The organism is Stenotrophomonas sp. YJH_SMC_122 (assembly GCF_059369535.1).
Genome location: NZ_JCAFST010000004.1, coordinates 113,046 through 122,386, shown reverse-complemented (window position 1 = coordinate 122,386; position 9,341 = coordinate 113,046). Strand labels below are relative to the sequence as shown.

General features: G+C 64.9%; 20 protein-coding genes. 13 read left to right on the top strand and 7 right to left on the bottom strand.

Features of this window, described 5'->3' with window-relative positions:
- Positions 1 to 5: 5 nt before the first annotated feature.
- The 5 genes from AC5P66_RS07445 to AC5P66_RS07425 are packed head-to-tail and all read right to left on the bottom strand — an operon-like array spanning position 6 to position 2,579.
- Positions 6 to 200: a hypothetical protein gene (locus AC5P66_RS07445; protein ID WP_005418745.1), complete on the bottom strand. Its 195-nt coding sequence runs from the start codon at positions 198 to 200 to the stop codon at positions 6 to 8.
- Positions 197 to 859: a hypothetical protein gene (locus tag AC5P66_RS07440; protein WP_495216165.1), complete on the bottom strand. Its 663-nt coding sequence runs from the start codon at positions 857 to 859 to the stop codon at positions 197 to 199. Before AC5P66_RS07440 ends, AC5P66_RS07445 begins: the two co-directional genes overlap by 4 nt.
- Positions 849 to 1,739, bottom strand: a complete 891-nt coding sequence (locus AC5P66_RS07435; protein WP_495216164.1) for a helix-turn-helix domain-containing protein — start codon at positions 1,737 to 1,739, stop codon at positions 849 to 851. Before AC5P66_RS07435 ends, AC5P66_RS07440 begins: the two co-directional genes overlap by 11 nt.
- Position 1,740: 1 nt before the next feature.
- Positions 1,741 to 2,052, bottom strand: coding sequence for a winged helix-turn-helix domain-containing protein (locus AC5P66_RS07430; protein ID WP_180877221.1), 312 nt, complete (start codon positions 2,050 to 2,052; stop codon positions 1,741 to 1,743).
- Positions 2,049 to 2,579 carry a phage regulatory CII family protein gene (locus AC5P66_RS07425; protein WP_495216163.1) on the bottom strand — a complete coding sequence of 177 codons (531 nt, stop codon included), beginning with the start codon at positions 2,577 to 2,579 and terminating at the stop codon, positions 2,049 to 2,051. Before AC5P66_RS07425 ends, AC5P66_RS07430 begins: the two co-directional genes overlap by 4 nt.
- 155 nt (positions 2,580 to 2,734) lie before the next feature.
- Between AC5P66_RS07425 and AC5P66_RS07420 the strand changes: the two genes are divergently transcribed.
- Complete coding sequence (locus AC5P66_RS07420; RefSeq protein WP_495216162.1) at positions 2,735 to 3,028, top strand: hypothetical protein; 294 nt, start codon at positions 2,735 to 2,737, stop codon at positions 3,026 to 3,028.
- 86 nt (positions 3,029 to 3,114) lie between these two features.
- On the opposite strand, the gene AC5P66_RS07415 is transcribed toward AC5P66_RS07420, so the two are convergent.
- Entirely contained in the window at positions 3,115 to 3,582 is a 468-nt protein-coding gene (locus AC5P66_RS07415) for a transcriptional regulator (RefSeq protein ID WP_495216161.1), read from the bottom strand.
- Positions 3,583 to 3,670: 88 nt separating this feature from the next.
- Between AC5P66_RS07415 and AC5P66_RS07410 the strand changes: the two genes are divergently transcribed.
- Positions 3,671 to 4,369, top strand: a complete 699-nt coding sequence (locus AC5P66_RS07410) for a S24 family peptidase (protein WP_495216160.1) — start codon at positions 3,671 to 3,673, stop codon at positions 4,367 to 4,369.
- A 168-nt stretch (positions 4,370 to 4,537) separates the two neighbouring features.
- Here the strand turns inward: AC5P66_RS07410 and AC5P66_RS07405 are convergent, their stop codons facing one another.
- Positions 4,538 to 5,509 carry a hypothetical protein gene (locus AC5P66_RS07405; RefSeq protein WP_495216159.1) on the bottom strand — a complete coding sequence of 324 codons (972 nt, stop codon included), beginning with the start codon at positions 5,507 to 5,509 and terminating at the stop codon, positions 4,538 to 4,540.
- Positions 5,510 to 5,778: 269 nt separating this feature from the next.
- Here AC5P66_RS07405 and AC5P66_RS07400 point away from each other — a divergent pair, with 269 nt between their 5' ends.
- The 11 genes from AC5P66_RS07400 (at position 5,779) to AC5P66_RS07350 (ending at position 9,286) form a co-directional block, all read left to right on the top strand.
- Positions 5,779 to 5,970 (top strand): hypothetical protein, encoded by a 192-nt coding sequence (locus AC5P66_RS07400; RefSeq protein WP_111176647.1) that lies wholly within the window; start codon positions 5,779 to 5,781, stop codon positions 5,968 to 5,970.
- Positions 5,967 to 6,182, top strand: coding sequence for a hypothetical protein (locus tag AC5P66_RS07395; protein ID WP_495216158.1), 216 nt, complete (start codon positions 5,967 to 5,969; stop codon positions 6,180 to 6,182). The genes AC5P66_RS07400 and AC5P66_RS07395 overlap by 4 nt, the downstream gene beginning before the upstream one ends.
- A complete protein-coding gene (locus AC5P66_RS07390) occupies positions 6,179 to 6,436 on the top strand; it encodes a hypothetical protein (protein ID WP_495216157.1) in 258 nt (85 codons plus the stop codon). Before AC5P66_RS07395 ends, AC5P66_RS07390 begins: the two co-directional genes overlap by 4 nt.
- Positions 6,433 to 6,927: a Mu-Gp12 family protein gene (locus AC5P66_RS07385; protein WP_495216156.1), complete on the top strand. Its 495-nt coding sequence runs from the start codon at positions 6,433 to 6,435 to the stop codon at positions 6,925 to 6,927. The genes AC5P66_RS07390 and AC5P66_RS07385 overlap by 4 nt, the downstream gene beginning before the upstream one ends.
- On the top strand, positions 6,924 to 7,049 hold the full coding sequence (locus AC5P66_RS07380; protein ID WP_495216155.1) for a hypothetical protein: 126 nt from the start codon (positions 6,924 to 6,926) through the stop codon (positions 7,047 to 7,049). Before AC5P66_RS07385 ends, AC5P66_RS07380 begins: the two co-directional genes overlap by 4 nt.
- Positions 7,049 to 7,291 (top strand): hypothetical protein, encoded by a 243-nt coding sequence (locus tag AC5P66_RS07375; RefSeq protein ID WP_180832848.1) that lies wholly within the window; start codon positions 7,049 to 7,051, stop codon positions 7,289 to 7,291. The genes AC5P66_RS07380 and AC5P66_RS07375 overlap by 1 nt, the downstream gene beginning before the upstream one ends.
- An 87-nt stretch (positions 7,292 to 7,378) precedes the next feature.
- Positions 7,379 to 7,588 (top strand): hypothetical protein, encoded by a 210-nt coding sequence (locus AC5P66_RS07370; protein WP_058982056.1) that lies wholly within the window; start codon positions 7,379 to 7,381, stop codon positions 7,586 to 7,588.
- Positions 7,585 to 8,415 carry a hypothetical protein gene (locus AC5P66_RS07365; protein WP_495216154.1) on the top strand — a complete coding sequence of 277 codons (831 nt, stop codon included), beginning with the start codon at positions 7,585 to 7,587 and terminating at the stop codon, positions 8,413 to 8,415. The genes AC5P66_RS07370 and AC5P66_RS07365 overlap by 4 nt, the downstream gene beginning before the upstream one ends.
- The gene (locus tag AC5P66_RS07360; RefSeq protein ID WP_495216153.1) at positions 8,408 to 8,560 is read left to right on the top strand and encodes a hypothetical protein; all 153 of its coding nucleotides are present in this window, start codon (positions 8,408 to 8,410) and stop codon (positions 8,558 to 8,560) included. The genes AC5P66_RS07365 and AC5P66_RS07360 overlap by 8 nt, the downstream gene beginning before the upstream one ends.
- Complete coding sequence (locus AC5P66_RS07355; RefSeq protein ID WP_495216152.1) at positions 8,553 to 9,041, top strand: hypothetical protein; 489 nt, start codon at positions 8,553 to 8,555, stop codon at positions 9,039 to 9,041. The genes AC5P66_RS07360 and AC5P66_RS07355 overlap by 8 nt, the downstream gene beginning before the upstream one ends.
- Positions 9,038 to 9,286 carry a hypothetical protein gene (locus AC5P66_RS07350; RefSeq protein ID WP_495216151.1) on the top strand — a complete coding sequence of 83 codons (249 nt, stop codon included), beginning with the start codon at positions 9,038 to 9,040 and terminating at the stop codon, positions 9,284 to 9,286. Before AC5P66_RS07355 ends, AC5P66_RS07350 begins: the two co-directional genes overlap by 4 nt.
- Positions 9,287 to 9,341: the final 55 nt, after the last annotated feature.

Below are 9,341 nucleotides of genomic sequence, written 5' to 3'. Positions count from 1 at the left end.
CCACATCAGCGCAGCTCCGGGATCGGGCCGGCGTAGCGGGTGATCGGGATCCGCCGCATGCCGTCGCGCCAGACAGTCATCCCGCGTGTCGCGTAGACCACCAGCGGCTTGATTCCGTAGCCGTAGGCCAGATACCAGCCCGCCTCGGCCACCGGCTCGCTCACCGGGCGAACTTCGACGTTGAAGTGATCGGGGCTCATGCTGCTTTGCCCTCCAGCAGCGCCACGATCTCGGCCAGGCGCGTACGGGCCCGGTCATCCGCTGTCGGCGATGCCTCGACCGTTCCGGCCAGCAGCGCCATCGGGTTGAAGGCCGGGGTGGCGGGCGGAAGGGCCAGGTGTTCCGCCACCTGCCCCTCCAACAGCTGGCCAGCGGCCAACGCTTCCCGCAGGACGCTGTCACGACCGGACACGTCGCCGCCCAGAGAAAACTGGTAGGTGGCGATCCGGTGTGCAGCTCGCGCTTCCTTCACCAGCCGGGTGTAGACCTCCAGGAACGCCGGGCGCGCAGCGATCATGTCGCCCGCCTGCACCAGCGGCAGCGCCGCCGCCCACGCATCGCGGGTCTGCTCAGTCCACACCACGGTCGCGCCTTCGTCGGCGGCTCGGATCGCGTTTGCCCATGCCTCATTCGGCGCCGGGTGCCCGTCCTCGATGCGTTCCAGGATCGCAGCCAGCGACAGCCGCGCCTTCAGCTCTCGGCGGCAGGCCGCCAGCGCGCGCTCCAGCATCGGCAGCGGGTACTGCGCCAGATCCGAAACCATGTAGGCGGCGGCGTTCGGGCTGAGCTGGTCGCCAATCACCTCGGCGGTGGCTACCAGCAGATCGACCAGCCGATCCTGCTCCTGATTACCCAGCATGTGCCGCCCTCCGCTGTGCCAGCAGAGCCTTGGCCGCGTCGGCGGCGCCAAGGTTGGTCTGCGTCTTGTCCGTCTGCCGGGCGGCTTCCTCGGTCACCTGCCGACCGGTGGCCCACTGCGTGCGGTATGCCTCGCACTTCGCCAGCAGCGCGCCCAAGTCGTGCATGTTCTGCACCACGTAGCGCTCGTTGACGGTCAGGAACCACGCGGCCACCAGCGGGGCCTCGCCGTGGCCGAGCCGCTGCACGATCTGACGGACGTTGCTGTTCACCTTGGCGTTGCGCACCGGCGCCACGCCGTGGCGGTCGCGGTAGGCGCTGGCGTAGGCCGCCCAGGTAGCACGGCACGCTGCCTGCAGGTCGGTCTCGGATTCCACCGCCGGCGGCGCGGCCGGCAGGCCCGCCGGAAATGACGGTTCACCTGACGGTTCATTGAGGGTTATATGACGGTTAGGCGGCACGGGGCGCACCCCCAGACCTGCGCCCGGTGCATCCCCCCCTGCATGGGGCGCATCCCCTCCTGCATCGGGCGCACCCCCTGCATGGGGCGCAGCCCCTGCGCCCGGTGCAGTACATGCTTTTCCTGCCTTGCGGCCAGCCTTCGACGGCGCGGCGGCCTTGTCGAAATTGGCGGGGGTGACCCTGTAGACCGTGCTGCTGTTGAAGCGGCGGTCCCGGGTCAGCAGACCCACGGCCTCCAGATGATCCATTGCCGTGCGCACAGCGCGCGCGGACATGCAGCAGCGCGCGGCGATCGTGCCCACCGCCGGCCAGCACACACCGTCGTCGTTCGCCTGATCGGCCAGCGAGATCAGCACGGCCTTCTGCGTGACGCTCAGGCCCAGCAGCGGCCAGCACTGCGACATGATGATGGTCGACATGTCAGAGCCCCAGGTCCAGGTTCTCGCCCGGGGCAACCGGCCACCAGGTACACGCGCTGCCATCGCCGCTGGCGCAAGGTGCCTTCGGACCTCTCCATACGCGGCCCTCCCTCTCCAGCTCGGGCAGGCGACGGGCGATCATGTGCCGATCAAGCCCGGTCAGGGTGGCGAGGTGCAGACTGCTCTGGCCTGGGTAGCGCCTTACCGCTGCCTCGGTCGTCGCCTGCTGGGCACGCTGTTTGCCACTGGACACCACACGGCTGGCCGCTTCATGGCTGGTGCTGGGATCGCTGGAGCGGGCAGGATGGTTCATCGACGCGCCCCCCCCTTTGCTGCAGCGCGCGACACGTTGCGGATCAGCCGGTGCGCCATCGTGATCAGCGAGTTGGCCTCCTCCACCATCAGCTTCGCTTCGTCGCTATCAATGTGGCGGTCGGACAGCGCCTCCACCGCAGTGCCCGACAGGCGCCCCACCCGCGTGGTGATCTCCAGCAGCTTCGTCTGGATGGCGCCGATCTCGTCCGACCAACCACCCTCCGGTGGTGGCGGGACCGTGGCGACGGCCATACCGAACTGCCCGGCCAGCGCCTGCATCCAGTCCAGGGCGTAATCGCTGCCGCCTGCCTTCTCCTGCATCCACTCGGTCAGCAGTTCGGCAATCTCCATCGTCACAGACTCACCCTCCAGCCCGCGCAGCTTCGCGCGCAGCGTCTCCGGGTGCATGGACTTGCCACGGCGGTCGGCCAGGAAAGCGGCTGCGTCCACGACACCGCCGGGCGTCTTGCGCACGGAGTTGTAGAGAACGTCGAGCCAGTTAAGTGCGGATGTACGGCAGGTCATGGGTCACCTTGGGGTGGACTGCGTTTCAAGGTTTCGGGCTGGGCCCGGGTGGCGCACGATGGGCGCCATGGAGATCAACAATTCAGGGATGACTGGATGCGCGTCCCGTGCGCTACGCTTGATGTGCCAACAACAAAGCCCACAAGGAGGGCGACATGGACGACGAGACGCGATTGGCCATCGAAGAGCTGAAGCTGCAGCTGGCAGCGACTCAGGAAGTACTTCACCAGACGGCAGGCAGAGCACTTGCGCTGGATGCGGTCCTGAGCGCAACCCTTCGCTCTTGGGGCAAGCCAGCGGCAGAAGTGCAGACAGAAGTGCGGAGAGTCTTGGAGCAGGGAGCAATAGAAGCCGCTCACAGGGGGGCTCATCGACCAGCACTCGTCCAGTACGGGCACACTGGAGATACCCTTCTGATGGCAGTTGCGATCGCAGTGGACGGCGAATAGCTACTCCGCTTGGTAGAAGGGCTTCGCAGCAGGCACCGGAAATGAGAGGTGCCTGCTGCTGGTGCGCTTCAGGCGTCACGGTCATCTCAGGCGACCTCGACGCTGACGATGCGGTCTGCATCGGAGTCATCAAGTTCACTGAGGGCCGCCGAGCGCTGCCCGTTCAAAAGGTTCATCACCTGCGGCAGCGCCGGAACCATGTCCTCATCGGACCAAGCGCTCACCTGCTCAACAGGCAGGCCAAGAACCTTGGCCAGGTGAAGGTCGCTGCTCAGACCCAGCTTGGCGCGCAGCGAGCGCTTGTTCATTCGACTGTCGATTTCTGCACGCAACTGCGCGAGAGCTTCGCCCTGGATACGGGGTTCCGGCCCGAAAACGTCCGGGCGCAGCTGGTGGCGAGACACGCCAGTGGCCTGCTCGATGGCTATGCATCTCTCCGCAGGCACTCGGCGGCGGTCGTACCAGCCGGAAACCGACGGCGGCTTGATGCCAAGAAGCTGGGCAAGAGCCTGCTGGCTACCTGCCGACTCAACTGCTCTATCGAGGGCTGACATGTCCATGCCGTCTATTAGCGCACAGCTAACACTTAAGCGCAAGCTGACAGCTGCACGATCTAGATTAGTTACCAACTAACCTTGCACGATGGACATTCGCGAAATCCGCAGCCGCAACTTCCGCCACCTGGTCGAGGCGCTCGAGTCGAAGGGGATCACTAAGCGTCGGGATCAGGGGGCCCAGCTTGGCGGCTTCCTGTCCCCGTCGTATGTGTCTCAGCTGCTCGGCGGCAAATACATCGGTGACGACGTAGCCAAGAAGATAAGCCTGGCCCTCGGCAAGGACCATGGCTGGATGGACCGCCCCCAATGGAGCGACGACGGTGAAGCTTCCGTCTCACCAATCCCGGAGATTGAGACGCAGCCCGGCTATGTTCGCTTCGACTTGTTTGAAGGGGGTGCAGGGATGGGCGTAGGGCTGGTCAACCAGGACTACCCGGAGGTAGTGAAGACCATCGAGGTCGCCGAGTGGGAGGTTCGTCGGAAGCTCGGATACCTCCCCAAGCCTGGCAGGATCCAGATCATCACCGGCCGCGGGCCGTCGATGCGACCCAAGCTCGAGGACGGCGACATTGTCTGGATCGACACCAGCTGCGACTACTTCGACGGCGACGACTACTACTTGATCAACATTGGCGGAGAGACCCAGATCAAGATGCTGCAGAAGCGTGGCGATGGACTGTACGTGGTGAGCGTAAACACGGACTTCCCGGCCTACCGCCCTGATCCTGGCGATGTGAGCATCCTGGGCAAGGCTCTCATCCACGCGGGCCTGCGGAAGTTCTAAGTAGCGAGAAAGTTATCACTGCTGTCCCAATTCGGGACAACAAAAAAGCCCCGCCGAAGCGGGGCTTTCTGATGAATCGTTTATAGCAAACAGTGATCTTCATCGAGCTCAAATACGACAGCGTTTTGCCCGTCTTTCCGCTTGCCGTACATGCTAAGGGATACCCTATTAGGGGACCCCACCGTCCGGCTCAACAGGGGCGGCATCGCCTCCGGGGGCATCGGCACGTCCTTCACCATTGGTTCCTTCTTGGGCATTTGCGTCTCCATCGCTTGGGTCGCTCTCATCTTCTGGACCATGATCACTTACCTTAAATGGGTACGCTGCAAAGAAAAGAGTACCCTTCTCTAACAAAACATTCGTTAACCCTGTCTCAAATTCAGACATCGGTCGCACGTTGAAGAAGATCTCCGATGCCTCTTCTTCGTCGATGACGAACCCATGGCTCGGGTAGCCCGTGATTAGTCTCTGAACTCCTTCGGGAGTCGTGCTACCGCTCTTGGTGATGAGCCGAGAGCCATAGGCCTCTCCAATGAGCATTGCGCGCTGAGTTTCTCCAAGACGATGCGGATCGATCTGGCGGAAGATGGGGTCGTAAACTCCGCTCGAAACTGATGCAGCGATGTCAGTCGCCATCTTGGCGGAGATGTTGCCTTGACTCTTAGCGATGGTGTTCAGGAAGAAGTGCTCGAACATGCTGAAGCACTGCTGGTGGAGCACGTCCATGGCGGCGATGACAGCAGCACCGGATTCACGTCCACGAATCTCGTTACGCTTCTGAATCTGCACGTCGAGAGGACCAAGCTCACCCTCAGGGCCGAAGGCCAGTTCGTGTGCGCCTAGCGTCATGAGAGTGCCCGCGCTCTTGCACATGCCAGGGATCAAAATCGTAACTTTGGAATAGCGCCTTTGGAGAATGCGCATAGCTCTATACGCATCGTCCGGAAGCCCGCCATTCGTCACAAGTACAAAACGAACCTCGTCATGCGTCTTGTCGCGCGTCAGATTTTCAATCTTCGCCGTGACGTTTCCGTCAATGCCACCGTTGTAATAAAGAAGATCGAATTGCCCGAGATCAACAAGCTTTTCCACTGAGGCACTCTCGGCACTTCCAACTTCCCCCTGCACCACTTCGTTCATGTAGCCCCCTGTTGAGCCCGTCCTGGGCTGTGCCGATCATAGCCGTGCCGCGTCACACAGTCATCACGGCCTACCGGCGCGGCATCAGTGTCCCACGCGAGCTCAGCCGAATCACTTGCAGGGGGCGCCGTCACCGGCCGTGGCGGTGAGGACCAGGCATTCAGAAAAATATTAGCCGTTAGCTGTTGACTAATGCTTAGTTGATGACTAACGTGCTCTCCAGTCGCCCAACACCACCCCATCCCGGGGCCGGGCGCAGGAGATCACGCATGGCCACCCTTTCCTTGGGCTGCCGATCGGCAGAGATGAAAGTCACCGCTGACCACGTCAGCGAACGAGTCATCGCAGACATGGGCGCTGCCCGCCTGCACCTCACCGCCGACGAAGCGGAGCAACACGCACGCCAGCTGCAGGCAGCAGCCAAGCAGCTGCGTGCAGCGCTCCAGGACGCCGCCGCATGAGCGCCGCCCTCGCCAACCACTCCAACGCCCAGCGCGCCGCAGCCGCCGCTGGCATCGTCGCCCGCGCCGGGCGCCGCTGGGGCCTCCTCCCCTACCAGGTCGTCGTCGCCGCCAGCTTCGCCGCCAATGCCGTCCTGCGGCACGGCCAGAGTGCTGCAGGTGCCGTCGCCGCCGCTCGCCGCGCAGCGCGCGCACAGGCAGGTGCTGCATGAGCGCCCCTGTCAATGTGCTGGCGGTGCTGGACCGAGCCATCGAGCGTGTGGCACGCCCACACACGGAAGGCTTGCACGAAGCCCGCGCCGTCGCCGCCGAGCTGATCGCCGCTGGCGACCGCCTGACCGCTGCATTCCGTGCGCTGGGCCTCGACAACAGCTGGGTCAATCGGTCACAGCTGGCTCGGGAGTGCGAAGAAGCACTGGTCGCCTTCGATGCCGCCCTCGCCCGCGTCAAAGGCGGTGCCGCATGAGCTTCTACAAGACCAACGACCCAACCGTGCTGGCCGCGTACGAGCAGGAGCGGATCGATAAGGCACTACTGCAGGCGGAGGTCGATGCATTCGCCCACCGCTTCGGTGGCAAGGGACTGGTGTACGCGGATCCGGCGCGCCTGGCCGGCATCAAGTTCACCCCGGCCAAACCTCGCAACCTGTGGCGTGCGCCTGACCGCCATGGATTGCAGTGGCCACGCAGCTCGCCGCTCAAAGGTGCCACCGCCGAAGAAAAGGCCGCGCTCAAAGCCCTGCAGGCCGAGTGGAACGAGCATATGCCGACTCGAAAGATCGACACCAATGCGGTGATTCGCGCGCTCGGGTTCAGCAGCAGCTGTGACTTCTTCTTCGAGGGGCTGACCCTTTTCCGTCACGAGGGGTTCGTCTACGCCTCCACGAGCAAGGCCATGCCGCGCATGACCGAGATCCTGGGCAGCGAGTACGAGCAGGCCAAGGCCGCGCGCGCATGACCGACCACGACTTCTTCGCCGCCATGGCCGTCGGCATCCCGCCCATCACCCCGCCCATCACCCCGCCCGTCAGCCCGGCGTCGGCGCCGGCCGAGCCCACTGCCGAACAGGAGACCGAGTAATGCGCCACCTGGCCCTGCCCTTCTTCTGCGCCGTCGCCGTCGGCCTGCTCCTCGCCCTGCTCGCTTGGGCCCTGCGCAACCAGCTCGACGCCGTCGCCCTCGCCTGCGCCATCGGCGCCGTGTTCTTCGCATGGCGCTGCTGGGAAGACCTCCACACCAGCTGGCCAGCCTTCAAGGCCGAAATGCAGCGCCGCAGCGATGAACGACAGCGCGCGCCGCTCGCCGCCGACGACACCCACTGACCCCCTGCCCTGCGCTCTCCCCCTGTAGCGCAGGGAACCCGCGCCGATCGGGTTCCAGCAGCCGGCAACCCATCCCAGGAGTCCAGCGTGCGTAACCAGCTCGACATCTTCGATCACGACCCAGCCCGCATGGCAGCGGCGAACCGCGCCGCAGCAGAGCGTGCACTGCACGACGTGCAGTTCACCCCCACCGTCCGGCAGGAACGCCACGCGTTCTACGTGGGCGAGGCCGAACGCTGGGAACACCTCGCCGCGCACAGCGCGCGCTCCACCAACAGCAAGGACATGCAGGCATGAGCAACTACAAGAAGACCCTGGCAGACGTGCAGCCCGGTGGGAGGGTGAGGCTGGGGGATGGCCTGCCGCCGCTGCCGAAGGCTGGCTACGTCACCGGTGGGGACTTCGGTCACGAGGCGCACAACGCCTTCACCCCCGAGCAGATGCGGGAATACGCGCTCGCCGCCCTCTCCGCCCAGCCCTCCCCTGGGGGTCAGGGGGATGCGTTGAAGGCGCTGGATGATCTGGCTGCGTTCTGTAGCGACGACGCAGCAACGGTGGACCGCCACGTCGCCGTGATCCGCGCAGCCCTCGCCGCCCGCCAGCCGGTGGGGCAGGAGCCTGCATTCTTCGTGAATCGATGGGAAATGGAGCACGGGACGGCACCTGGCCTTGTAGCGATGCATACAGGCAAGCATTTGGGCATCAGGGACTTCTTCACGGTCCCGCTCTACGCCGCCCCGACCGCGCAGGCCGATCAGGAATATCTGGAGAGTTTGGATCGCGCCCTGGGAGGTGTCATCGACCAGCGCGACCGCTACCACGAAGTGGCGGATGAGCTGGCCGCCCACATCGCATCCATCACTGGCGTGGATATCGGCGAGCACAGCAGCGCCAACTGCCCTTGGCAGAACGCCATCGAGGCGGCCGAGGAGTTCAAGCCCGCGCAGGCCGTGGACCTGGGTGCGGTGCGCGAGGCGCTGCAGGCCGCTGAGGGGCTGGCGACCGTCTGCGCCTCAGTTGATGGCTATTCCCGAGAGGAAGTGGCCGCCAGTGGCCGCGCGATGAAGCAGCAGTTTGCCGACGCACTTGCCAAGGTCGACAGCCAGGCGGTGGGCAATGGCTGACCAGCTGCTCACCGCTGCAATGGTCCACCTGCTCGCCTTGGTTGGGCTGCTGCTGGTGCTGGGCGCACTCTGGATCGCGCTGCAGGGCTACCGCGCCGCGCGCGCAGGGCTGCGCTGGTGCTGGCGGAGGTGCGCTCATGGCTGAGGCAATCGACCACCGCGAGGTCGGCCGGCAGCTGGCCAGCATGTCCGGGGTCGAGCTCGACTTAATCGCACCCCAGGATGCTCGTCTGTGGGAGGCTCGCGGCCACGCGCTGCAGGCGCTCGCTGCCGGCGACATGGACGCCGCGCTGCGAACCATGGGCATGGTGTCCTCGCGGATCATGGTCCGAGACGAAGCATGGGAAATCGCATCGAACGCGGTAGCCGTCCGCATTGCTGCCGGCTGGACGCGCGACATGCTGGACAGCAGCACCGAGGCCGGCCGCGCGCCGTGTGGTCGCGGCTACTACCTGTTCTGCTCCGGGGCTATCGCGGTCTGCTACTTCCCGATGGTCTGCATCACCGACATGAACGGTCGCGGCTACCACTTCCATATCGCCCAGGACCTGCTCAACGAGCGAGATCCCAGCCCTTACGCAATCCGTCGTCCGGCGGCCCCGCAGCAGTTGGAGATGTTCCGATGATCGCCGCAGGCTTCCCGCTCGCCCGGCACAGGTTGCTGATCTTCATGCGGCAGCAACTGGCACTCGCGCGGCGCGTGCGCTTGCATGGCCCAGGCAATGGCGGCCTGATGGATCCGCCGTTCTGGCACTGCATGGACCTGGCCGCCGCGAATCGCGCGCGCCTGCTGCATCTGATCGCCGTTGAACGATCAGCAGTGTCCGCCCCATCTCCGGCGCTGCCGGCGCAACTGGACCTATTCGCATGAACACCGCCACCGAGCAGCTGCGCGCTGCGCTGGCCACGAACTGAAGGAGACCAGC